14 protein-coding genes are annotated in these 25,892 nt (G+C 36.0%); 12 read left to right on the top strand and 2 right to left on the bottom strand.

Annotated features, from left to right (window positions below; all coding sequences use genetic code 11):
- Nucleotides 1–319 precede the first annotated feature (319 nt).
- The 5 genes from LNP23_RS16575 (at nucleotide 320) to qhpG (ending at nucleotide 9,144) form a co-directional block, all read left to right on the top strand.
- Complete coding sequence (locus tag LNP23_RS16575; protein WP_230002030.1) at nucleotides 320–1,867, top strand: peroxidase, FMP-type; 1,548 nt, start codon at nucleotides 320–322, stop codon at nucleotides 1,865–1,867.
- Nucleotides 1,868–2,080: 213 nt separating this feature from the next.
- Nucleotides 2,081–3,565 carry a ferritin-like domain-containing protein gene (locus tag LNP23_RS16570; protein WP_230002029.1) on the top strand — a complete coding sequence of 495 codons (1,485 nt, stop codon included), beginning with the start codon at nucleotides 2,081–2,083 and terminating at the stop codon, nucleotides 3,563–3,565.
- 33 nt (nucleotides 3,566–3,598) lie between these two features.
- Nucleotides 3,599–5,899 (top strand): hypothetical protein, encoded by a 2,301-nt coding sequence (locus LNP23_RS16565; RefSeq protein WP_230002028.1) that lies wholly within the window; start codon nucleotides 3,599–3,601, stop codon nucleotides 5,897–5,899.
- Entirely contained in the window at nucleotides 5,899–7,284 is a 1,386-nt protein-coding gene (locus tag LNP23_RS16560) for a radical SAM/SPASM domain-containing protein (protein WP_230002027.1), read from the top strand. Before LNP23_RS16565 ends, LNP23_RS16560 begins: the two co-directional genes overlap by 1 nt.
- 357 nt (nucleotides 7,285–7,641) lie before the next feature.
- Nucleotides 7,642–9,144, top strand: a complete 1,503-nt coding sequence (gene qhpG, locus LNP23_RS16555; protein ID WP_230002026.1) for a flavin-dependent monooxygenase QhpG — start codon at nucleotides 7,642–7,644, stop codon at nucleotides 9,142–9,144.
- Here the strand turns inward: qhpG and LNP23_RS16550 are convergent.
- Complete coding sequence (locus LNP23_RS16550; protein WP_230002025.1) at nucleotides 9,128–10,147, bottom strand: hypothetical protein; 1,020 nt, start codon at nucleotides 10,145–10,147, stop codon at nucleotides 9,128–9,130. The genes qhpG and LNP23_RS16550 overlap by 17 nt on opposite strands.
- A gap of 501 nt (nucleotides 10,148–10,648) precedes the next feature.
- On the opposite strand from LNP23_RS16550, the gene ppdK reads away from it, so the two are divergent.
- The 7 genes from ppdK (at nucleotide 10,649) to LNP23_RS16515 (ending at nucleotide 24,989) form a co-directional block, all read left to right on the top strand.
- Nucleotides 10,649–13,438: a pyruvate, phosphate dikinase gene (gene ppdK / locus LNP23_RS16545; protein WP_230002024.1), complete on the top strand. Its 2,790-nt coding sequence runs from the start codon at nucleotides 10,649–10,651 to the stop codon at nucleotides 13,436–13,438.
- A 1,007-nt stretch (nucleotides 13,439–14,445) separates the two neighbouring features.
- The gene (locus tag LNP23_RS16540; protein ID WP_230002023.1) at nucleotides 14,446–17,622 is read left to right on the top strand and encodes a SusC/RagA family TonB-linked outer membrane protein; all 3,177 of its coding nucleotides are present in this window, start codon (nucleotides 14,446–14,448) and stop codon (nucleotides 17,620–17,622) included.
- A gap of 12 nt (nucleotides 17,623–17,634) precedes the next feature.
- Entirely contained in the window at nucleotides 17,635–19,059 is a 1,425-nt protein-coding gene (locus tag LNP23_RS16535; protein WP_230002022.1) for a SusD/RagB family nutrient-binding outer membrane lipoprotein, read from the top strand.
- A 151-nt stretch (nucleotides 19,060–19,210) separates the two neighbouring features.
- Nucleotides 19,211–19,402: a cold-shock protein gene (locus tag LNP23_RS16530; protein ID WP_047777553.1), complete on the top strand. Its 192-nt coding sequence runs from the start codon at nucleotides 19,211–19,213 to the stop codon at nucleotides 19,400–19,402.
- Nucleotides 19,403–19,740: 338 nt separating this feature from the next.
- Entirely contained in the window at nucleotides 19,741–20,904 is a 1,164-nt protein-coding gene (locus LNP23_RS16525; RefSeq protein WP_230002021.1) for a cation:proton antiporter, read from the top strand.
- A gap of 218 nt (nucleotides 20,905–21,122) precedes the next feature.
- Entirely contained in the window at nucleotides 21,123–21,410 is a 288-nt protein-coding gene (locus tag LNP23_RS16520; RefSeq protein WP_230002020.1) for a hypothetical protein, read from the top strand.
- Between the two features lie 426 nt (nucleotides 21,411–21,836).
- Complete coding sequence (locus LNP23_RS16515) at nucleotides 21,837–24,989, top strand: hypothetical protein (protein WP_230002019.1); 3,153 nt, start codon at nucleotides 21,837–21,839, stop codon at nucleotides 24,987–24,989.
- Nucleotides 24,990–25,190: 201 nt separating this feature from the next.
- Here LNP23_RS16515 and LNP23_RS16510 read toward each other — a convergent pair whose 3' ends face one another.
- Entirely contained in the window at nucleotides 25,191–25,883 is a 693-nt protein-coding gene (locus LNP23_RS16510) for a hypothetical protein (RefSeq protein ID WP_230002018.1), read from the bottom strand.
- Between the last annotated feature and the right edge of the window lie 9 nt (nucleotides 25,884–25,892).

Raw genomic sequence — 25,892 nt, 5'->3', positions numbered from 1 at the left:
AAAATTTTAAAGTCAACTACAAACAGTGCTCCTTTTTTTAGAAGTTAAATGGTTTAGTTTTTATTGAGGTAATATACGGTACTTATTTGTTTAATAACTATTTAAACAAATGTTATTCATTTTATTTAAACAAGTAAATCAGTAGGTTATTCAATTAAATCTAACATGGAAAGAAATAAAAAAAGAATCAGAATCAATCTATTATAAGCATCAGGTCTTGAAACAACAATTTGCTGGATTACTATGACAACAGTTTGATTTTAAGACAAAACAACTAAGCCCCTTAACTACGCAAATTATTAACTTTAAAACCAATATTATGTTAAAACGTAACGATCTCGGAGACGAGATGCAAGAATCTCAAAAAATCGCAAGTTTCAGTGCGCAGGAAAATGAACTGGGAGCAGATCCAGGAGCCAATAATAACATATTAGAGAAGTTGATGAAGGGATATACAAAACTCGAAATCGACGACGCGCTTAGACCTTTTTACGAACACAACCTTCAAAAAATTGTAGACGATGTAGACTACGGAGTTTTGGCAGCTTTACAGGGCACTTGGGTGAGCTACAATAATAAAGCTACTAATCCAACAGTAGACAGATTAATAGGAAGTGGAGTACATACCACGATTATGCCTTCGCCGGGTACAAATTCCGGAACTATTCCAGGGAAATATAGTTTTGATTGCCAACAGTATATCGAAAAACTAACATTCGATTTGGTTCCGGGAGGAGTTCGTAACCGTGGTGGTGCCAATGAACAATTTTGCGGAGCTGTAAAATACGAGCAAAGTGTCAAAAGTGTCAGTACTGAAAAAGAAAGCGCTGCTTTAAAATATACTCCAATTCACGAAGAAAACGGTATGTATTTATGGCTTAGTGACGTGTTTAATTATGCTGCCACCGAGAAAACCATTAAAGAAGACCGTGGTTTGCTTCCTGTAGCAGAAACGAATCCAAATAAAGATCTATATCCTGATGGTTATCCGGACGAAACCTTATTTTTAGTTTTAAACGATAAGGGAGTAAAAGAATATGTAACATTAGCAAACTTAAACGGAAGACATTATTATGCAATCTTGGCAGCTAAAGAACTTAAACCCGGAGCCGGTCAAACTGGTCCGTATTTTATACCTGATTATTCTATTTCTAGAAGTGGGGTAATTCCACACGGTAGTACGATAACTTTATTAGGAGACCTTGCTCAAGGGGATAATGGCTTTTTAATTAAAGGTGCACCACAATTTCCGGAAGGGAATGCTGCCTGGAAGTACGATCATCTGGCTATTTCAAGAACAATGGGAGGAGCCGGCGCAAGCGAATCGGACCCAATAAATCTTGATGCACCGCCACCACCATGGGTTTTTGAAACACTGAATCACGATACTGATCCCGAAGAAAACAAAATATATACGCAACGTATACTTGCTAATCCGTTATATCCTTATTCAGTAAGACCGGATTTGCGACTTCGTGATACGAATAAAGGACAAGAGATTACAAACCATGTCCTGATTCAAATGTCTTCCAAAAATAAAACAGGCGCACAAGGAGGAATTATAAATGTTCCTTTTGTGGATCGTTTTGTATCGACAGTCGAAATGAAAATGAATCTGTGGATTGAAACCGTTAAAGAAGACGGAAAAGAGTTTCTACAATTGCAATACGAACAAATTATATTCTTCGAATTTGCTTTTGGAGACAGCGGAGGCACAACAAGCTGGCCACACATACAAGTTAATACACTGCGTAAGATCGAAGATATTCCTGAAGATCAAAGACAGATAATTATAGATCAATTCTACAATACCGGTAAAAAAGATGCCGCTGCAGCCGCTACCGGATGTCCATATCATAAAGAATAAAAAACTTTAAAAATAAAACGCTACAGTGTCTTGTCATCAAGACGCTGTGGGGCTTTATTGCTTTTAAAAATCACACTTTCTTCCGCTTTTCAAGCATTTTTTTAGAAATTCTAAAAAGTATGGCTGTTCAAAAAAAGTAACCTATCAAATGAATTGATTTGATACCATCTTATAGTACAAAGATTAAATAGAAATTTAACTAAACAACGTATTATGAATTACAATCAGAAAAGAGACCATTTTATTGCCCCAATATTAGAATGGGCCCAAAAGAATAAACCAAAATCGACTACTGCAAAAGGTATGTATTCAGCTGCTGCTGCTATGAGTGGTTGTGATCATCTAAAAAACGCAAAACCTTTTGAGGTACCTTCTCAATTTACCGGAAAAGATTATATCACCATGTTGCTTCAGATCGATGCTGAAATTGAACAAGGACTTATGTTGCAATACCTGTATGCGGCTTATAGCATGGGTGGAAAACAAATTCCCGAAAAGTATCAGGAAAAAGTACATACGTGGCAAAACATAATTTTAGGTATTGCTAAAGAAGAAATGGGACATTTTATCTCCGTACAAAATGTATTAAAAGTGATAGGAGCTCCCTTAAATTTTGGAAGAGAAAGTTATCCTTGGGACAGCCCGTTTTATCCTTTTCCCTTTACTTTAGAAAAATTTTCCCTTAGTTCGCTGGCCAAATACGTCTACGCCGAAGCTCCTTGCGAATGGCTGGAAAGTGACGATCCATTGGCAGCCGAAATTGTAGCATCTGTAGACGCAACTGTCAAAGATCCACATACTGTAGGTGCTTTATTTATAGTTTTACTGCAATTAATAAAAGATCCTAAAGTAATATCCGACGAAACTTTCCAACCCGGAACTTACAACTGTCAGGCGAAGTTTGATGAGTGGGGTCGTGGCTATACCGGAGGAGACCGAGGAACCGACGGAAAAGGAATCTACACCAAAAGCCCGGATGTTTTAGTAGCGCCCTTATTATCTCGTGATGATGCTTATAATGCGTTGGCAGAAATAGCAGAACAAGGAGAAGGTATGGATACAAAAGAGGAAACAACACCATCCCATTTCGAACGATTCTTGCACATTTACAAAGAATACAAAACAATTTTAGAAGAAACCAATAATACTTTCGAGCCTTCCCGCAATGTGGCTACGAATCCTTACGTGGGTTCAAAAGTACACACAACAGAGTCCGGTACTTCACCTAAAAAAGTGGATAACAATGCTATTACAGATCCTGAAGCCATTCTTTGGTCCGATTTGAGTGATCTTCGGTATCGTTTATTGCTTAACTACTTAAATCATAGTTTTTTACTAGATAATGGTTATAATAATTCAGGAAGCTTTTCGCCTCGTGGTATGATCATCAATTCGGCATTTGGAGAAATGTATAATTTGAGAAGTTTGGCAACTATTTTGGTTCAGACCCCAATCGCTAAAGATGGCGATGTCATGGGAGGGCCACCTTTTACACTTCCTTATACCTTTGATTTGCCTTTTGGAGAGCACAACCGCTGGAGGATGCACAGAGATCTTCTCGAAGCTTCTCAGAATATTATCGTAAAGCTAAAACACTTTCAAAATCAACCTCATATTCAATATTTGAATGGATTACAGGAAGCCGATCAAAAGCTACTACAAGTCATTGTAGACTTAACAGAAGAAGTTTCAAATTAATTCAATCCATTTAATAATTTAAAATACTACGATATGAAAATTATAGAATTAAGAATTCTTCCGCCGATTGCAATTGGCAGATTAGGAGAATCAGAGGAACCAATGGCGGCATATGATCTTCAATTATCAAAAGAAAAGCCACTAGATTACAGAGAAATTACTCCCGAAACGACTTTGACCGTAGATCCCGTTTCAGGAGAGCTAAAATCATATAATCCTACCCATATAAAATTTAAAGACGTTAAAACTCTGGCGGACAGAAATGGAAAAATACATCCCGTTTCTCCTTTTTTGGAAGTGTTTGCCATAACAGATCAAAAGCCGGATGAATTAGTACCGCTCACAGAAGCCTTGCTTGCTGAAGCCGGATTGAGTTTGACAGACATTAGCTGGGATGTAGATGTGGCCAACATTAAAATTTTCAGAAGAACGGGGGATGTAAATGATAAAATGTTTGCAAAAATCAACAACATCACCACGCACGAAGCCAAACCATTATTAGCGGAATGTGCTAATTTCCTGGCCAGCAAAAGACTGCCGTTAGGTTCTATTCAATATATAAAACCAACTTCAGAGTTTCCCGAAATAAGGTTGCGCTATACACCGGCAGCAGGAAAAGTGTACGGTTCCGACAGATATAGAAAAACTGGTAACGGACCTAAAGACATAGAAAAAGACCCGACTTTCACAAGTGACGACCAAATACTGTATGATATCAGTGAAGGAAAAGGCAAATGGCGTGGTTACCAAGAAGGCAGTATAACAAATGTGCTCTACACTAATCCGGCACAAATTTTTGCAGGTTATTCATATACCGATAAGCAGGGGGAAAGCTGGCAGGTAAGCTGGGGTTATATTGATGATGAATGTGATGGTTTTGTAACCGTTAAACTAAAAGTTTCAAGCGAAAAGACCCTAACCGCCAAAGCACATATTAGTGCCGGACCTCCTTCTTTTGCTCCTGATACGCTGCCGATTCGTGTAGTGTCAGATGAGCTCGAACAAATTATATTGAGTACAGATATAGAAGGAGAAGTAACGATAGAAGAAGCCGAAGAGATTATTCGCCGGGCTTTTGAAACCATTCGTTTGATGAATACCGCTATCATGAATGGCAATAGTTACGAAGGAAAACAAAATGTTGCCAGTACCATGGTACGCCAGAACACCAATGACTTTGGACGTTTCTTTGAACCTATTATGGCAACCTCTCTGGTGGACAATCTTGCTTTACAACTTTTACACGAAAGAGTGTTCAACGGATTAAGTTCCGGTGCATCACCCTGGTTTGGTGATTTATTGCGAAAACCGACAGAAATTGGCGATTTGTCCAGTAAAGCACTTCGAAAAATGCCCGCTTTAATGCGTGGTGCCGATGGTAGGTCACTTACTTTTACCTACCGACAAATCAATATGATTATTAAGGCCGCAAGTACTTCGATGTTCAAGGATATCAATCCGGATACATTGCCCGTAAGTTATGGTTCAGCATTTAAAGCCAACAATTTAACAGCGCAATTGCACTACAGAGGGACAGGAAACCCTATTGCTGTTTTGCCAAGAACGGCCATTTCGAATTGTTTTCCGGGATTGGAATTTGATTTCAGAAATCTTTGGAGAAGAGCCTTTAACGGAATTGTCCTTATCGAAAACAATAACTACGTACTAGAGGCCACCGAGGAAAAATTCAAAAATTTAGTAAAACACCGATTGGTAGCGATAGAAGGCCAACCTACCATGGTGCAGACTTTTGGTCCTTTATTTCCCGATGGAGACAATGTACCTTTAAAAACAGATGCCAATCCAAATGGAGTTTCGTTTATGGAATGGTCGAACTCGATGGTTCATGTTTTACAAAAGCAAGGACAAGAAGTAGTATGTCATTTCACAGCAGAAGAATCAACACAGGAAGTAGTAGTAGATTTAAAGGAATTAAATAATCCCGAAAAATATATTGCAGTTACCCTAGTTGTTAATACGATATTTGATGGCAATAGTGCCGCATTTTCGGATACCATTATAAAACCCGGAGAATTGACACAGGGACTTTGTGCGCCGTGGCAAAATGATTATCGTGAATGTTCCTGCTATTATTGGGCTGCGAGCAGACCTGATTTTGTAAATATTGTTGCGGATGAAAATGGTTTAAGTACCGGAGATTTATGGATGTCTAAAAAACGAACCGGATCTTATATTCCGGATGATTGGGTAAATTCAAGATTGATTTCGTATCAGGATCTTTTTGAAAACTGGCAAGGAGAACTCAATTTTATCATAGCCGGAAAAGATGCGATACAAAGTGAGCCTGTAAAACCTAAATCAACCAAAAAGTAATGACAGGGGCAACAGAAAGATCCGTTAATATGGGAATGAATGGGCCAATTGCAACCAAATTGGCACAGCTGATTGTTCCGCAATCCAGACCACGTTCTGCTACGGCACATTTGGTAAAAGGAGGACAATCGACTCAGATTTTTATTCCAAACGGAAGCCGGCTTTATACTATTTCTGAGGAAGTAGAGCAAAAAATAGCTTTTTTGATGGACGAAAAGAACGAAAAAGGCTTGCAAAACGAACTGATTCGCCTAGGGCTCGACGCTCCGGAATATATCACGGACGAGCCTTTGCAAAGTCCGAGATTACATGCTTTGTCATTGGCAATAGCACAGAAATGTAATATGGGATGTACGTATTGTTATGCCGATCAGGGAGATTTTGGAGGACCTACAAAAAATATGTCTTTAGAAACGGCTTTTAAAGCCATAGATCTGTTACTAAAAGAATGTCCGGAAGGAGGAAAAGCACAGCTAACCTTTTTGGGAGGAGAACCTCTGATTAACAGACAGGCGATTAGAGAAGCGACTGTTTATGCCGAAACAATGGCAAAGAAAAAAGACATACAACTCAGCTATTCGATTACCACAAATGGAACTTTGGTCACAGAAAGTGACGCTGTTTTTTTTGAAGAATACGGTTTTTCGGTGACTATTAGTTTGGACGGAATAGGAGAGGATCATGATCGCAATCGTCCAATGAAGCGCGGTAAGGGAAGTTATAACACCATCTTGAAAAACATTCAACCCTTATTGAGGCTGCAAAAAAAAATGCAGGTATCAGCAAGAGTAACCGTAACACCCGAAAACACAAACCTTCCGGCTGTTTTGGATGAGTTTGTTCAGATGGGTTTTCATGGCGTAGGTTTTTCTCCTTTGTTAAGATCCAGTAATGGTCAAAACGAAATGAACAAAGAACAGCTGGCGGTGATGTTAGAAGGGATGATTGCCTGTGGACTTAATTTCGAGAAAAATGTATTAGCAGGAAAACGCTATCCTTTTTTGAATATGGTAAACGCCCTGAAAGAAATTTCAAAAGGAACGCACAGGCCTTACCCTTGCGGTGCGGGGGCGGGTTATATGGGCGTGTCTGCGGACGAAGATTTATTTGCCTGCCATCGTTTTGTAAACGAAGACGTCGGTAAAATGGGTGATCTAAATCAGGGCATACAACCCGAGTTACAAAACAATTGGTTGGCCTCCCGACATGTAAACACACAGGATCCCTGTTCACAATGTTGGGCCCGTTATCTCTGTGGCGGTGGATGTCATCACGAAGTAATTGAAAAAGGAAGACCGGCTTGTGATTATATCAGATCGTGGTTATTTTACACCATACAAGCCAATGAAAGACTATCGAGATTAAAACCTAATTGGAATAATTAATTCAAGTTGCCATTTAAGTAACTTTTGTTGAATTAATTAAACCGATTTGACGAAAGTATAAAAGGATTAATTTGCCTCTTGCTTTAGTTCAGTGTCATTAAGTTAGGAGTTTTTTTCACGCAGATTCGGCAGATTTTGCAGATTTTTTAATTTGATTCTGCTAAAATCTGCGTGACACTTTTTTTGACAATCCTTAATTTAATGACATTGTGCTTCAGGAGGAAACTATTCAAAATGATACTTTGTCAATATTTTAATTTTAACCAGAAATTTATATTGTTATAACTAAGAAATGAGGTCTAGGCCTTATAATTTCAAACATAAAACAACTAGTAACTTAAATTAATTAGTAGAAAAATGAAACGGTTACCTGAAATTTTCGACGTGTTTATTCTTGGCGCAGGTCCTGCCGGATTGTGTGCAGCGATCCGTTTATTAGAGATGGGATATACCGTTGGTATGCTCGAACAAGAACAATTTCCAAGACCACAAATAGGCGAGTCGCTTTCTCCGGGGATTCGGAATATTTTCGAATATCTGAATGCAAAACACCTACTGGAAGACCCAACATATTTAGAAAATTGTGCTGCCAAGGTCATTTGGGAAAACAAAGAACAGGTCTACAATCGCCCCGCTCAAATTAAGGGTGGAATAATTGTAGATCGAAGTAAACTGGATCAGGATTTACTTGAATTCACGGTTTCGAAAGGATTACATATAATACAACCCGCAAAATTAAAACAAGCCCTAAATTCTGAAAACGGTTGGCTATTAGAAATAACAGCAGGTTTGGATGAATTTAAAATTAGTTCCAAAATAGTACTGGATGCAAAGGGGCGTAAAGGAACGCTTTTAAAAGAAAGAATGTCAATTGCTCCTTCAGCGGTCGCCGTTTGGACCCACATAGAAACGAACTCAGCCTGCAACGAGGCGCTTATTGAAGCTGTTGAAGAGGGTTGGTTATGGGGATCGCCCGTTTGTGGAAATCGCTACCGCATTATGACTTTTACGGATCCGATTGCCCTAAAAAAAAATAGTGAATCCCATCTTTTGGAAGTTATACGTAAAACAAAACTATTCTCTCCATTCGTAAACAAAATAGGAGGTGAGGCCATAGAAACCTGTTCCGTTACTTCGTTTGTGAATCAAAATCCTTGGAACAACGGATTTATTAAAATCGGGGAAGCTGCTTTTACCTTAGACCCTTTGTCTTCAACCGGCGTAGAAAAGGCCATGCGTTTTTCTTTGCAAGTTGCCATTGCGATAAACACCTACCTAAAAGATCCGGATTCGCCGCATCCAAAGGATTTTTACGAAGAAAAATTGATAGAATCAGTAGTAAGTCATGCGCATTGGACAGCTGATTACTACCGCAATGCATGGACTAGCAACGAAAAAACGGAGTTCTGGACAAAAAGAACTAATTTTCAACTCGATGTTTCGAAAAACGAAACGGATTTTACACTCAAATTGGAAAAAGAATTTAATACAAATGGTATACTTTTTGAAAAAAAACAAGAACCCATTCCGGTAGATTTTATTCTGTACCGTTTTTGGAATGAGGAAATTGTAGTTTCTCCTCATGCGACATTTAAAACGGTTTATGCCATTAGCAAAGACAGCATAGTCCTAAAAGAAGCATTACTGCATCCTAACTTGGAACGACCTTCCGTTTATTTGGATCAAATCGAATTATTTCCTTTTTTAAAAAACATAAACGGCAAAGTAGTTTCCAGTATAGTAGCGCATTTGAATACTACTATTGGAATAGAAAAGTCAAAAAAAATACTCGTTTTTCTTTTGTCCAATCACTTGCTTGTTGTCGATAAAAAAGAGCAAGAGTTTAATCATTATTTGTAAACCGAATCGTATTCAGGTCCAGGGTGTCGGTCTTCTGTGATGCAATTTCGTAGGTTATCTCTATTTCATTTTCCGATACAAATTCGATTTTCTTGTCGCACCCTGTAGCACATGATTCTGCAATAATCGGGAAGTATAATTTTTTAGCTTTATCGTATCCTATAATGTTATGACGGAAGTAAGTAACGATTTTAAAACGATCGTTTTCAATGACCTGATCTTTGTCGTAATTGCCATTAAACTGAAATAGATTTTCGGAGTAGTACGTACTTTTTACAGAATTCGGAAATGAAGATTCAGTATTGGCATTGTTATCTAATTGCCATTTTTGTTCAAAGTTTTTATAATAATTGATGTCTTTTTCTTCTTCGGTCGGATTGTAAACCCACTTACTTTTATTCGCAAACTGATACAATTCTTTTTTTATTGTAGCATTGGCTTCTAAATTTTCATTTTTTAAAAACGCCCCATCAATGCCCTCATCAGATCTTAAAGTAGCTTCTCCCACATATTTTAGGGTATAGGATTTCAGATTAGTTACATTTAACATAATAAAATTTAAAATTATCTCACGATCTCCATTGCCTTGTGAAGACTCCATTACAGCAAACAGAAAATAGTCCTCGTTTTGAATCTTTTTTCGCAAGAAGTGGCGCTCGTCAATATTGACATAATAAAATTCATCTGAAAGCAAAGTCTCTTTTTGAACGAATTGTAAACTTTTACCATTTTTTCTATATCTCGAAACGGTAAGTGCATTTTTATCCCCAACCAGGAAAAAAGGATTATCAGAACTGATTTCGCTGGCAGTGATTTTAACAACTTCCGTACTGTCTTGATTGCTTAAGGTAAATAAAGTAGCGGTCTTATCGGAAGTTTCCTTTTCGACACCTTTTTTTTGTATAGTATCAGTTGTTTTTACTTTTTCTGTATTTTGGTCTTTCTTGCAGGAAGAAAAAGTAAAAAAAGAGAGTAGAAGTATTAGGATCGTATTTTTTTTCATTCCTTTAAATTAGGGACTATTCCAAGTTTTTAATTGACAGTTTTTTTAATCGTAACCGATGAATTTTGTACTTCTATCGGTTTAGATATACCAAATATAGAAAAACAGCTGTAATAAAAATCTCTTCTAATTCCACTAAGTATCTTGATGGTTACTTCGAACACCTTTTAGGTTCTTAAAAAATAATACAAATAGAGTTTATTTGTTAAATTATTGCGAAATAACCTGTTTCTGCCTAAACGGTTTTCCTCATTTATTACCTCTGTTTAAAATCAATTTTACATCATTTTATCCTGAATTTACTGAGAATAAGTCAGTGTCAAGTTAAGTCCAAAGAAAAAAACGGTTATCCCAAAATTTAGGCTTAAATCACGAGATTTTAGTAAAATTAATCTTTATAGTAAATTAAATTTTTTTATAAAATAATTTTTTATTTATTTTACTACATCGATTTCGTAATGCGATAATCGCAAATAACTACTTAAACAAACAACAAAAATTATGACTAATTTACAAAAGACGGTATTCACTTTTGGCAGTAAAAAAGCCCAAGGAGATGCGTCAATGAAAGACTTGCTGGGTGGAAAGGGGGCCAACCTATGCGAAATGAATCTTATCGGAATGCCAGTACCTCCCGGTTTTACCATTACCACAGAAATGTGCAAATTATACAACAGTGAAGGTAAAGTAGCCGTTTTGGAGAAGATCAAAGAAGAAGTCCATACCGCAATGCTACAGATTGAGGATCAAATGGGCAGTAAATTTGGAGACAATCTAAATCCTTGTTTGGTTTCGGTACGTTCCGGTTCCCGTGCTTCTATGCCCGGTATGATGGATACGATTCTGAATTTAGGTCTAAATGACAAGGTGGTTGAAGGATTGATCGAAAAAACCGGAAATCCACGTTTTGTATGGGATTCTTATCGAAGATTCATTCAAATGTACAGCGAGGTAGTCATGGGGATGAAACCAAAGAGCAAGGAAGACGAAGATCCTTTCGAAGAAATTATTGACCAATTAAAACACGAAAAAGGGGTAAAATTAGATAGCGAATTTACAGCAGAACATTTCAAAGAGATGGTTTCTTTATTTAAAAACGCCGTAAAACAATTTACTGCTACCGATTTCCCGACAGATCCTTGGGAACAACTTTGGGGAGCGGTTATAGCCGTATTTGACAGTTGGACCAATGAACGTGCGGTATATTACCGCCGATTGAATCATATTCCGGACGATTGGGGTACAGCCGTGAACATACAAGCCATGGTATTTGGTAATATGGGTGAAAGTTCAGCTACAGGAGTTGCTTTTACACGTGACTCGAGTACAGGCGAGAATCTTTTTAATGGAGAATATCTTATAAATGCACAAGGAGAAGATGTTGTGGCCGGTATTCGTACGCCTCAGCAAATTACGCTTGAAGGTTCCAGAAGATGGGCAAGTGTTGCAGCTATTACGGAAGAAGTTCGTGCTGAAAAATTTCCATCGCTTGAAGAAACTATGCCGAGTATTTTTCAGGAATTAATCGATATACAGAAAAAACTAGAGCTTCATTATAAAGACATGCAGGATATCGAGTTTACGATCCAGGAAGGTAAACTTTGGATGCTGCAAACGAGAAATGCAAAACGCACCGGTGCAGCAATGGTACGCATTGCTATTGACATGCACAAGGAGGGTCTCTTAGACGAAGAAGCAGCAGTATTAAGAGTGGACCCAAACAAACTTGATGAGCTTTTGCATCCGGTTTTTGATCCAAAAAGTTTAAATCAAGCCGCATTGGTAGCACAAGGATTGCCGGCATCACCAGGTGCAGCAACCGGACAAATTGTGTTTTTTGCAGATGATGCAGAACTAGGGGCAGAGGAGAATCGCGCTGTTATTTTGGTCCGTATTGAAACCTCACCTGAAGACCTGAAAGGAATGGTGGCCGCTCAGGGTATATTGACGGCACGTGGCGGTATGACTTCACACGCAGCCGTTGTGGCGCGAGGTATGGGGAAATGTTGCGTGTCAGGAGGAGAGCGTCTTCAGATCGACTATAAAAACAGAACGGTATCAATTGGGGATCTGGTACTGAAAGAAGGAGATTGGATTTCATTAAATGGTTCAACCGGTAAAATATACAAAGGCAAAATCGAAACTACTGCTGCAGTACTAAGCGATGATTTTGATACCTTGATGGAAATGGCGGACAAATACGCTACCATGAAGGTCAGAACCAATGCCGATACCCCAAAAGACGCAGAAGTTGCGCGTCGTTTTGGAGCGCAGGGAATCGGATTGTGCAGAACCGAGCATATGTTTTTTGAAGAGGACAAAATCATGGCCATGCGAGAAATGATTCTTGCAGAAGATGAAGCCGGTCGTCGTAAAGCACTGGCAAAACTGTTGCCGATGCAACGCAAGGATTTAGAAGGTATTTTTGAAGCCATGAACGGACTTCCGGTAACGATTCGATTATTGGATCCGCCTTTGCATGAATTTGTTCCTCACGAATTGGAGAATCAAAAAGAAATGGCAGAAGAAATGCGTATTTCTGTTAAATCGGTTCAGGATAAAATTGCCTCGATGCACGAGTTCAATCCAATGTTAGGACACCGTGGATGCCGTTTAGGAAACACCTATCCGGAAATCTCCGAAATGCAGACAAGGGCCATTTTAGAAGCTGCAATAAATCTGAAAAAAGCAGGAATTAAAGCGCTTCCTGAAATTATGATTCCCCTAACCGGAACACTTGCCGAAATGCAAATGCAAAAGCAAATCGTAACGGAAACTGCAGAGAAAGTTTTCCTTGAAAAAGGAGATTCTATTGCCTATTCCGTGGGAACCATGATCGAAGTGCCACGCGCCGCACTTGTTGCGGACAGAATTGCAGAATCGGCTGAGTTTTTCTCTTTTGGGACTAATGACCTAACACAGATGACTTTTGGATATTCACGCGATGATGCGGGGAAATTCCTTCCCTTTTATTTGGAAAATGGCATTCTGAAAAACGATCCTTTTCAGGTTTTAGATCAAAATGGAGTGGGGCAGCTTATCAAAATCGCAGCAGAAAAAGGTTTGGCAACACGTCCTGACTTAAAAATTGGAATTTGTGGCGAACATGGTGGTGAACCGTCTTCAATAGAGTTTTGTCATTTGGTAGGAATGAATTATGTGAGTTGTTCACCATTCCGAGTGCCAATTGCTCGTCTGGCGGCTGCTCAGGCTGCCATCAAAGAAAAAAAAAATTCTAATAAGGAAGTTAATAGTATAAAAAAGACAGAAGAAGATTTGGTTCTTCTTTAGTTAGTTTTTAGTTTGTTTTTTTTAAAACAGTTGCAGGTATAAACTTGCAGCTGTTTTTTTTTGATGTAAAGTGAGTGGAAATCTCGCAGAGTCGCGAAGTCGCAAAGTTTTAATGAAAAATAGAAAAAAACTTTCAAATCTTGTGTCATTTCAAGAAACCCACAGTAAGAAAGAGGAAAACACAAGCAAAAAGCCAAAAAATAAAAAGAAAAACTTAGCGACTTCGCGACTTTGCGAGACTATAAAAGCGAGAAACGAGGAAATAAGACTTAAAAAACTTTGTTGTAAAAATATAAGATCTGCTTCTTCCAACACAAGAAAAAAGCCTAAAAGTAAAAAGAAAAAAAACTTAGCGACTTCGCGTCTTTGCGGCATTATCAAATCCATATTAAGATCATTATGACCTCTTTTTTAGTTCTAAACAGGTTTACAAAGAGTACTAATTTCTAATTCAATACGATCTGATTAAAAAAATTCCTACACATTTCACAAAACGAGCTCAACTATTAACTGTCTTATTGTTAGTGATTTGAAACATTCAGAATGAACGAATTAACATTTTTTTACAAAAAAAAACAACTAAAATTTTTGGTTTTACATTTTTAATATACTTTTGTTCTATCAAATTAGTAGAATTTAAAATGAATCAAAAGGCAATAGAAAAGATAGTCAGCAAAGAGACTTTATTTTAAATAGGCGGGGGTCATTTGGCTCTTTCATCTTTTAAATGTTATGATAATTTTAAAAGTGATAGTCTATACTTCTTGCAGAATTTCAAATAAGATTGGCTTTTAATTTTAGAACGAAATGCTATACAGATCAATTCAAATATAATAGTAATCCAAAATAGTTTAAAATGAAGAAACGAATGCGTTGCATGTAAAAAAAAACCATTTCTGCGGGAACAGAAATGGCGAAGCTTAAAGAAATTGTACATCTCTATAAGGATAGCGCGAGTGGATTAAATCCATTTCGGCCTGCCTTATTTATTAAACCAAAACAAAGTAATGAAAAAAATAATTAATAGCTCTATATGGTTATGCATTTTGCTAATTTCCATTGGAAGTATAGCGCAGGAGACAAAACCGTTAATCCAGTCTAAACTTGATGGAAAAGTCATTGATGCTGTTACAAAAGAGCCTGTTATCGGTGCTTCCGTAAATATTAAAGGCACTACACATGGGGTTGCAACAGATTTAGATGGAAATTTTTATTTCCAAACAGGTCAAAAATTCCCTTATACACTAATTGTAAGTTATTTGGGTTATAAAAAAGCAGAAATTGTGGTTACTGAAAACCCGATTACCATTTCACTTACAGAAGAACAGAATGTGTTGTCGGAAGTTGTAGTTACGGCATTGGGAATTTCAAAAGAAAAAAGATCATTAGGATATACTACCCAGTCTCTTAAAAATAAGGACTTAGCCAATACAAAAGAGTCGAATTTCCTGAATAGCCTTACGGGTAAATTGGCCGGAGTACGAATCACCAATTCGCAGGGAGATATGGGATCATCCCGTATCGTTATTCGTGGCGAAACCTCTATAGCCGGAAACAATCAGCCTTTATTTGTGGTAGACGGAATCCCGGTAGACAACTCACAGTTGAACTCCGGTGGAGCAACTCGTGATTTTAAAAATGCGATTGCCGATTTGAATCCACAGGATATTGAAACCTTAACAGTATTGAAAGGACCTAACGCCGCTGCCCTTTATGGATCACGTGCTGCACATGGTGTAGTGCTTATTACTACGAAATCCGGAAAAGGTCAAAAAGGATTGGGGATCAATTTTAGTACCGGTATAACAATTTCAAAAGTAGCAACTTTACCCGATTTTCAGAATTCATTTGGACAAGGATCAAACGGAAAATTCAGTTATGTAGACGGTAAAGGAGGAGGAATAAACGATGGAGTTGATGAAAGTTGGGGACCAAAATTAGACGGGCGTCTTATTCCACAATTCTATTCCAATGGTGCAGCAGTGCCTTTTGTAGCACATCCTGATAATGTGAAAGATTTCTTTAATACCGGGGTTACTTACGATAATAGTATTTCGATAGCCCGATCAGATGAAAAATCAGATTTTCGTTTAGGAATCAATAATCAAAAACAAATCGGGACCGTGCCTAACAGTGAAGTCAACAAAACAAACTTTACCATAAACACTAATTACCAAATATCTAAAAGTATAAAAATAGGAGTAACAGCCAATTATATTGTAACCACAGCACCAACATTACCGGGTGGACCATCGGGGAACCGTGCTGCCGGTGTGATGTTACAGTTTCTTTGGTTCGGTCGTCAGGTCGATATCAATGAGCTTAACAAGGATTGGAACACCAACTGGAACAATAGCTATTACAGCAATCCGTATTGGAATGCCAATTATAATACAACTAGCCAACAACGCAATCGTTTAATAGGGGATATTCATTTGGAAGCAAAGATTGCGAGCGGACTTGATTTTAAATTCCGCACAGGAGTAGATTATTATAATGATCGCAGAAAGTATACCATTAAATATGGCACAAACGGAACGCCATTCGGCTCGTATGCTGAAGATGCTTATACAGTAGAAGAAAGAAATACAGAAGCGATCTTGCAATATAACAACAAATTGAGTGACGATTTTACTTTGGATGCTCTTGCAGGATTCAATGTACGTAACCATAGTGACGCTAATAACTATCAAAAGGCGCCTCGTTTGGCTGTACCTGATTTGTATACCTTGACAAATTCGCGTGATCCGTTGACATCATCAAACACGTTTTCGAAATTGAGAGTGTATAGCGGGTATGCTTCAGCACAATTGGGCTATAAAAATTACGCTTATTTAAACCTGACGGGGCGAAATGACATATCGTCGACATTACCAAGCAGTAATCGTTCTTATTTCTATCCTTCGGTAAGTGGTAGTTTAGTGGTATCCGAAGCCCTGAATTTGAAAAGTAATACGCTTGACTTCTTAAAGTTGCGTGCAGGTTGGTCGGAAGTAGGGAATGATGCTGATCCTTATCAATTGGCTACTGTTTACAATTTTCAAAGTGCATTTGATGGAAATCCAATTCAAACTTCCTCACAAAAGAAACTTAATGAAGACCTGAAACCCGAAACAACCCGCTCCACCGAATTGGGGATAGAATCTTCTTTCTGGAAAAACAGACTACACCTGGATGTTGCTTATTACAACACCAATAGTTTTGATCAGATTCTGGAGATCAAAACAACAGCTGCCAGTGGATATAATTCACAATTAATCAATGCAGGTAAAATAAACAACCGTGGTTTAGAAATTCAATTGGACGGAACTCCCATTCAAAGTGAAAATTTCAAATGGAATATTGGTTTAAATTATTCAACCAATAAAAGCAAAGTAGAAGTTTTGGATTATGAAGGAAAGATTAAAAACTACACTATCGGCTCTTCAGGAGGTGTTGACGTATTGGCATCGGTTGGACAAGCTTATGGAGCACTTTATGGTACAGCTTACCAACGTGACGCAAACGGAAATATAGTAGTAGGCGCAAACGGATTGCCAAAAGCTGATCCTCAAAAGAGAGTATTAGGGAATTATACCCCAGACTATTTGGCGGGTATTACAAATACATTGACCTACAAAAACCTCGAATTGTCCTTTCTTGTTGATGCCAGTGTAGGTGGCGAGATTTTTTCAGGAACGAACAGAACAGGAAATTATACGGGTGTACTGGCGCAAACCCTTCCAGGTCGTGATGCTGCCAACGGTGGATTAAATTACTATTATTCAGGCAATACAAAAACCTTATTAACAGGTGGAACTGCTCCAAACGGGCTACCGGTATATGATGATGGTGTTATTTTTAATGGTGTTTATGCCAATGGAACTCGCAATACTCAGGTGATTAGTGCGCAGGAATATTATAAAGCCTCTTACAATATCAGCGAAGCCTATGTTTACAGTTCGACTTTTGTAAAATTAAGAGAAGTAAAACTCGGTTACAATTTTGATAAGAAGCTGGCTAAAAAACTTGGATTAGCAGGAGCAAGTGTTACTGCTACAGGTCGTAATCTGTTTTTTATTTACAAAGATGCACCAAATATCGATCCTGAATCGGCTTTTAACACCGGGAATGCACAAGGACTTGAAAGTTTATCGTTGCCAACCACCAGAAGTTTTAGCCTTAATGTTAATCTTAAATTTTAAAAATACCGAATCATGTTAAAAAAACTATCCTATATACTTCTATCTGCATTGGCATTAACCTCCTGCAGTGATACTTTGGATGATATTAATAAAAATCCAAATGCGACAGAGACACCATTGGCACCCTTCCTTTTAACAGGAACATTAAAACAAGGTGCCGACTTATACTGGGGCTCAGACAACAACTTTAATTCGTCTTTGTTATTTGTACAACATTGGGCTAAAGTTCAATATACCGAACCCGACCGATATGATGTGTCGAACAATTCTTTTACTTATTTGTGGAATGCCGGTTACTCTACTTTAATTACAGATTTGAATACGATTCTGAATTTTCCGGATCAGCAGGCCAATTCAAATTATAAAGGAATCGCACTGACCTTACGTTCCTGGACCTTTTTATTACTGACTGATGCTTACGGAAGCATTCCTTATAAAGAAGCAGGCCTAAAAGTAACACCGGCATACAATACTCAAAAAGAAGTCTATACCGGATTGCTTGAAGATTTAAAACGTGCTCAGTCCTTATTGGCTACAACAAACGGAACAGTAACGGGTGATTTGGCTTATAAAGGCAATATCGCAAAATGGAAAAAACTGGTCAATTCTCTTCGTTTGCGTATCGCCTTGAGAATATCAGACAGAGAACCTGCTTTGGCTAAACAAGCCGCAATTGAAGCAACAACTGATGCTGCGGGACTAATTAGCAGCAATAGTGAGATCTTTCAGTTTGTTTACACCAGTTCGCCACAACAAAATCCGGCATCGGCATGGTTTGAAACACGTGATGATTTTCGTATCTCAAAGACCGTAGTAGATAAGTTAAAGGAATTGTCCGATCCACGTTTGCCTGTGTATGCTCAGTTACCATCAGATGCGAGTGTAGGTAAGTACGTTGGAGGCGCTAACGGATTATCAAACAGTGATGCCAACAGTCAGGGTTTTGCTAAAACATCAAAACCGGGCTCGTATTTCCTAACCTCGGCATCACCCGCTATACTGGTTTCTTATTCTGAAGTCCTGTTTAATCTTTCTGAAGCGGCTGCACGTGGTTACATTGCCGGAGACGCAGAACAGCTTTATAAAAGTGCGATTACGGCATCATTCAACCAATTTGGGATTACCAATGCAACCATTATTTCAGATTATTTGGATCAGCCGATCGTAAAATACGATGCCGCTAATTACGCCAAATCAATAGGCACACAAAAGTGGATTGCCTTTTTTGGACAAGGTCTGGATGCCTTTGCAGAGTGGAGGAGACTCGACTATCCGGCACTGACAGCGGGTCCGGCTACTGTTTTAGACGGGCAACTGCCTTCTCGTTTCTTTTATCCGGGTACAGAACAATCGCTGAACGGGACCAGTTATCAGGCAGCAGTTGCTGCTCAAGGAAAGGATTTGCTTACAACAAAACTGTGGTTTGACACCAAATAAATTAGAACAAAAAAAAGTTCAGAGTGTAACTGAATCTTAATTATAATTGTTTAGATTTGAAAATGAATAAAATATTTCAACATAAGTTATTATTTTCAGAATAGTACTGTTAAAAATATTATATTTGTATTTAACAAATAATTATTTTAAGATGCAAGAAGGTACAGTAAAATTCTTCAATGAAGAAAAAGGTTTTGGATTTATTACACCAAAGAATGGTGGAAATGAGGTCTTTGTTCATGTTTCAGGTCTAACAGAAAACATTCGTGAAAACGATGAAGTTCGTTTCGAGATTGCTGAAGGTAAAAAAGGCCCAAACGCGGTAAATGTAGTTGTACTTTAAAGTCTTACTGAGCGTATAAAAAAAGCATCTGTTACCGGCAGATGCTTTTTTTATGCTTATAATTTGCCGTGGTTTCTTTCTCCTTTTTTATTCTTTGGCAGTATTTATTTATCGCCTTTATAGATTTATTTATCGTAAAACCAAATAGAAATCAAACGATATAACTCTTCAGATTACCACTAAAATGGGCATATCACAGGATTTAAACTGAACTTTACAACAGTGTCCCTCATTTTTTTGTATATTGAATTTTAAAGTTGTGCTGCCGTGTCTTTTTTGCATTTCCTAAAAACGGCTAAATTTTGAATTCTATAGCGCCAGAAAAATATTTTATATTTATGATAATCTCCCTTTGTTTACTTGTTTTAGTTGCCTACGCCTTTGACCTAAGTTCAAAACGAACCAAGATACCGACCGTAATTATATTGTTGCTTATGGGGTATTGTTTGCGTTATGCAGCACTTTTTTTAGAAATAGAAATTCCTAACCTGGAACCCTTATTACCTGCAATAGGAACCCTCGGATTGATTTTAATCGTATTGGAGGCGGGATTGGATTTAGAGCTCAATAAAAATAAAAAAGCGATGATTTCGAAGTCCTTTTTATCTGCTTTAATCCCTTTATTATTTCTATTTCTGATAATTGGTTTTGGAATCAACTATTTTACGGGTGCCTCCATTATTAATAGTTTTATAAATGCCATTCCGTTTTGTATTATCAGTAGTGCTATCGCTATTCCAAGTGTTCAGAACCTTTCCGAAGACAAAAAAGAATTTGTAGTTTACGAAAGCAGTATGTCTGATATCTTAGGGGTTATTATTTTTAATTTCTTCTTATCCAATGATACTATTGGATTAGGGTCATTTATAACTTTTATTGCTCAAGTTGTGGTCATGCTGCTTATATCCTTAATAGCAAGCATCGGTTTAGCCTTTGTGATCAAAAAAATTGACCATCACGTAAAATTCATTCCCATTATGGTCATGATAATTTTGATCTATGAGGTTTCTAAAATTTATCATTTACCCGCTCTTATTTTTATCTTAATCTTCGGTCTCTTTTTGAATAATCTGGATGAATTAACGCATTTTTCATTTATAAAAAAGCTGGAACCCAAACGATTGAATATAGAAGTACACCGATTTAGCAAATTAATCGGAGAAGTTGCTTTTCTGATCCGAACGATATTCTTTTTGCTTTTTGGTTATACTATTACTACAGAAACAGTACTAAATACCAGTACTTTGCCTTTCGCTGTTGGTATTGTAGCAGTCATTATTTCTATTCGGTTTATTCAACTTAAAGTTTCAAAAACACCGATTAGTCCATTGCTTTTTATAGCACCACGTGGTTTAATAACCATTATGCTTTTTTTGTCAATACCACTTTCTAAAAAGGTTGGTTTTATTAGTAACTCCTTGTTGACACAGGTGATTATTTTGAGCGCTATCGTAATGATGTTGGGGTTGATGTTTGCGAAGAAGGATAGGGTTGTGGGGTAGTTTTTGTGAACTTAGAGATACAAACTTCAAATTATTTTCTGTAAGATTTGAAGAAAGAGTCATGTCCTAATTTTATCTTGTCAATTTTGAATATACTAAGGACGAATTAGAAATTAAGTCAATGACTATACTATTTTTTATTTGATATCAGATTATGGATAACCGTAAAGCATATAATATGCAAAGACATAAATTTGATAAATTTAAAATTTAAAAATATGGTAAAGTATGATGAAAATGACTTAATCTATGACGATTATGTCAACACAACTACAAAAGGAGACAATCCTGATTACATTGGAATTAAAGACAGAGAAAAGGTTAGTAAAAAAGAGCTTTACGAAGTTGTTTGGTTTTGCGATGCATTCGTAAAGAATTACAATGTTGAGAAAACAAAGGCAAGCTTTCAAAAGGCTGAAAAGTTATTGAGATTGCCAGATGCCAAGAGTATTATAATGAGGGATGAATTAAACAAATTTGTAGCAACAAACTGGAACAAAAATTAAGTTTAGGATATTCTTTCTAGATACTTGAAAAGATGCTTTGGTATTTTTTTTGGGGAAACACCAAAAGGACTAATAAGCATAAATTTAAGAAAATATTAATCTTTATTCTTTAAGTGCATAGAAAAAGCTCAATTCTTTCGAATTGAGCTTTTTAGTTTTGTGACTTCGACTAAACAAATTACAGACTAATTTAAGAAGTATTTGAAGCGATTGACTTACTATATGTAGCGTTTGCCTTTTATTGCCTTTTATTGCCTTTATTAATATGGCTTGAATGTCTTGTTGAAAATTGAATAAATCACAATTCTAACTATTTGAAAATAAGTGTTTATACTCGACTACATTTCGCCGAAGAACTTTATATTTGATATAGTATTTAGATTTTTTTAACAAGAGAATCTGAGCATAATCTTAATTCTATCATTTATGAAAAAAAAACTACTCTTACTGTTTACATTATTTTTTAGTCTAACCATTTCAGCACAGGTAAATCCAACCCTAGCAGTAGGGTTAGAGAAACTAACAATGAATAAAGGAACAATTGATGTCGAAGTGTTGACTGAAATCATCATGGGCAAACAAAAGGAGCTTAGACAGGAAGCGCTTAGAAGGTTTATGTACAGATTATTTCCTGAAGCAAATTTTACAACTAAATATTATGTTCAGAATTGTCTCAATGTACTTTTAAATGAAAAGAACCCACAGGTAATTGAAAAAGAGATACTGGAACTTACTACAAATTATTCCCTTTCCTTAGGGGTAGCATACGCTATATTGAAATCTCCCGAGAAACAGCTTTTTGATATGAATTACGCTTATTCTAAGTATAAAATTTCATCCCCTTACAATCAAGATATGATTATAAAGCAAAGGGAAAATCATTATAAAAAGAATGATAGACGGAAGGACTTAAATGCATCAATCAATACACTTGAAGGAGAAGTAGAAAGTGGTCTTAAAGTTATAAATACTTTGAGCGAAAATGATTTTGCCCGTTTAGTTAAAAAAAAGAATGATCTGATAAAACTTAAAAAAAAATTAGCTCGTTTGAACTTAAGGGAAAATATTACTAATGATAAGGAAGCAATTATCGCATTAAAAAAAACTGAAAGTCTGAAGATTATTGATCAAATGTCGTCAAACAATGCCATTAAAAGCATTGATTCAGTAGGGTATTATTTATCAGAATTCAAAGATTATCTTCAATCGGGGAATAACATTATACAACTAAATAATTATTTGATAGAAATTAACAATTCAATTTCAAAATATGAGAAGTTGCTGAAGATGGAAATTCAATTAAACGATGAACTTAATAAACTAGATGGAAAAAATACAAAAGAGAAAGCTGAACTTAAAGAAAAAATCAGCAATTTAAAAATTGCTGAAGAAAAGATAATATTAGACAATAAAGTAAAAAATATAACGAAATATTATATAGAGATTCCTTTTGGAATTATTCTCGACGTTGTAAGTCTTTCTTTGTCAGATATTCCTGAGTTACAAAAGAAAGGTTTTTTCAAGAATAAAATTGATTATCGGACAAGTGAATTTTATTCAGGTCTAGAGAGTAAAACAAATCTAGTAAAAAAGGACGCTACCGATTTTAAGAAAAGTCTCGATAGTATGAAAGTTTATGTTTGCAGAAAAATTACGCCATATGTAAAAAATTATGATGTCATTAATGAATTTCTTAAGAAAAACAAGGGCAAGAAAGTAGTTGATATTATGAAGAATTTACAAGGTGAGAGTATTGCACTTATTGCTCCAATGTTAAATGAAAAATCATGGAAAAGCAAATATTCTTATATTAATGATATGCTCAATCAAATAAGAAATTTGGAGAGCGAAATTAGTATCATAAATGCTGATAGACTAAGGAGTAGACCAAATGTTGAAGAAACTTTAAATGTGAACTGTGAGAGTGACTGCGGAAAATTAACTATACTGGCTTACAACGATTATGTTCAGATTCAGAATATTTTAACATCGTTTAGAGAAGAATTTAAGGATCCTTCTGTTCAAAATCAAGTGGATGCTATAATAAAAGATTTTTTGAAAGTCAAAGCTCAATTTAAGTTCTCAAGTAATTCGATACCAGATCTAAAACATTTAGACGCGACAAGTTTTCCAGATGAACCCACCATAAAAGTGGTAAATGAATATATTGATAAAATAAATAAAAAAATTAAAATACGTAATTCTTCAAATAATAATGATAAAAATATTTTAACTATAGATGCCCTAAATTCAATACTTGAACTTGATAAATATCTTAAACCTTTACCTAATAATGAATATCTGAGCGAAGCTCTCCAGATAAATTCTTGGATTGAAGGAAAGTTTGTAACTGCTGATATATCGAATTTAAAAGCGGGGTTTGAAAAAAATCAGACTTTCATGCTGGCTCTAGATGTTAAGATTGGAGTTAGAAATAGAAAAATTAAGACTATAAAAGAAAGTAACAGAAAAAATATTGATAATAATTATAACAAAATTGCAGAGTCAAATGATTTTTACAACGAATATTTAACTACTGTATTAGATGAAGTTACAACAGGTAATGACTTTGATATTAAAGAAGTAGATTCAGCAACTATTGCTAAGGCTTCAGTTATTCTACCAAAAATACACGCTACAATAAAGTCTCTCATTAATAATGATGATATCCATATGAGTGATATCGTTTATTTAGATGAGTACATATCAGAGAAAATGATAGAACTTAAGGTTAGAGATCAAAAAAATGATGCTCTTTATGATGCAATTATTTCCCATACAAAAATTATAATTCCCTTACTTAAGATAAGAGCATTACAGGGAATAAAAGGTATTGGAAATTATGATGAAGAACTTATGAATCTCTTTGAGTTTATTTCCAATCTTAACAACCTGGATAAGGCAGAAACATATCAGAGTATCGTTAATATGTTAAGAGATGGAAGTAAAAAAGTAGAAGATAATCTCACAGCTGGTGAATTTAAAGACAGCTACATACTTTTTATCAATGCCATGAAAAAGTATACTTTAATTAATCCAGCAGAGGAATATGTCGAAATAGACGTCGTTTCATTTTTAAATGAGTTGCAACAATATTATAACAGGAATAATAAAGCAGTTTTTTCACTTTATCTCAGTCTGGGATTAGATCAAAATTTCTTTTTTAAAAACTTCAAAATTTCAGATACAGAAACAATTAACAACATTAGTTTTGCCTCAGAAAAAATAGGAGTAAAATGGCGTATTGCGAATTTCAAACGCTTTGAAGGATATGAAAATGTAGTTAAAGATGACGTTTACCTTAATAAAAAAGCTCCTTTTATAAATGAAATATATAGCATTGTTTATGGATCAGGATTACTCTACAATGTGGCTAATACCACTACTAACGAGAATTTTGATTTTCCGCATGTTGGTGTAGGAGTCGGGATGCGATTTTATAATGCTTTAGATGTTAATTTAATTCTAGGCTTTCCATTTGTTAAGGATTATAATTTTGGAGACAATGCTTTTTATGGTTTTGGACTGGATATTCCACTGGGTGAATATTTGGAAAAATTGGGAAGTAAAAATAAGTAAAAAGAACAATTGGCTGATTATTTAAAGCTAAAACTGCAGAATAAAATTAGATCATAAAAAAAGCTCAATTCGAAAGAATTGAGCTTTTAGTTTCGTGACTTAAGTATTGTTTAGATATCCGAAATGGTTTCCCTTAAACTTGTAGTCGTTTACTAAGATAACAAGCATTACAGAACCTAACCTAACAACCCCCAAATCCCCTTAGATTTTTTCAAGCACTAAATTGCTATGAATTGTTACTAATTCCTGTAGCGCTATTTTTAGCTCTATATTCATTTCTGCAATCAATTTTTGCTTTTTTTCGTATTCAGCCAAATCTTTATACTTTGTAATTGTTACCAAAAGATTTTTGTCTTGAAAAACGGGAAGTCTCGGAAAATCATTTTCTTGCATTTCGCTGACCCAAAGGGATAGGTCGCTAATATTCAAAGATTTTAAAAACGGAATGTATGTAGTTTTAAATAGATCAATAACCTTATTTAAAGTGCTATTGCAGATATAAAAATCTATAAGTACTATCCCTTCATTTATGTCTAAAAAGTCAAGAGTGGTACTTTTTTCTAATGGCTTTAGTAAATGCACGTGATCTGAATTTATCATCATAGCATTTGCGCCTTGTCCAAAATTTTTCCATGTTGTACTGTTGATATAAAAATCATTTAAGAAGTTTACTCTTGTTTTCATGTCTTCAAACCCACGTAGCCAAACAAATCGATCATTTACATTATTAATTTTAAATTGTCCCAGAGTAAAGCCTTCCAGTTCAGCCATTGGGGTTACAAAATGATTATTGAAATATTCTTCAAAATCGTTTAGTTTATTGGGCTTTAGTAAATAATTACGAAGTTCTAAAACAGTAATTTCCTTATCGTTTTCTTGTTGTGTATGCTTCATTTCGTTTTT

It is taken from the genome of Flavobacterium cupriresistens (assembly GCF_020911925.1).
Classification (GTDB): domain Bacteria; phylum Bacteroidota; class Bacteroidia; order Flavobacteriales; family Flavobacteriaceae; genus Flavobacterium; species Flavobacterium cupriresistens.
Note: the sequence above shows the minus strand (reverse complement) of the source record. Positions and strands in the feature narration are given on the sequence as shown.

Bases quoted from the DNA above. Each gene is read 5' to 3' on its own strand.
- LNP23_RS16560 (WP_230002027.1), top strand. From the start codon at position 5,899: ATGACAGGGGCAACAGAAAGATCCGTTAATATGGGAATGAATGGGCCA.
- LNP23_RS16515 (WP_230002019.1), top strand. From the start codon at position 21,837: ATGAAAAAAAAACTACTCTTACTGTTTACATTATTTTTTAGTCTAACC.
- LNP23_RS16550 (WP_230002025.1), bottom strand. From the start codon at position 10,147: ATGAAAAAAAATACGATCCTAATACTTCTACTCTCTTTTTTTACTTTT.
- LNP23_RS16520 (WP_230002020.1), top strand. From the start codon at position 21,123: ATGGTAAAGTATGATGAAAATGACTTAATCTATGACGATTATGTCAAC.
- LNP23_RS16540 (WP_230002023.1), top strand. From the start codon at position 14,446: ATGAAAAAAATAATTAATAGCTCTATATGGTTATGCATTTTGCTAATT.
- LNP23_RS16525 (WP_230002021.1), top strand. From the start codon at position 19,741: ATGATAATCTCCCTTTGTTTACTTGTTTTAGTTGCCTACGCCTTTGAC.
- LNP23_RS16530 (WP_047777553.1), top strand. From the start codon at position 19,211: ATGCAAGAAGGTACAGTAAAATTCTTCAATGAAGAAAAAGGTTTTGGA.
- ppdK (WP_230002024.1), top strand. From the start codon at position 10,649: ATGACTAATTTACAAAAGACGGTATTCACTTTTGGCAGTAAAAAAGCC.
- qhpG (WP_230002026.1), top strand. From the start codon at position 7,642: ATGAAACGGTTACCTGAAATTTTCGACGTGTTTATTCTTGGCGCAGGT.
- LNP23_RS16535 (WP_230002022.1), top strand. From the start codon at position 17,635: ATGTTAAAAAAACTATCCTATATACTTCTATCTGCATTGGCATTAACC.
- LNP23_RS16510 (WP_230002018.1), bottom strand. From the start codon at position 25,883: ATGAAGCATACACAACAAGAAAACGATAAGGAAATTACTGTTTTAGAA.
- LNP23_RS16565 (WP_230002028.1), top strand. From the start codon at position 3,599: ATGAAAATTATAGAATTAAGAATTCTTCCGCCGATTGCAATTGGCAGA.
- LNP23_RS16570 (WP_230002029.1), top strand. From the start codon at position 2,081: ATGAATTACAATCAGAAAAGAGACCATTTTATTGCCCCAATATTAGAA.
- LNP23_RS16575 (WP_230002030.1), top strand. From the start codon at position 320: ATGTTAAAACGTAACGATCTCGGAGACGAGATGCAAGAATCTCAAAAA.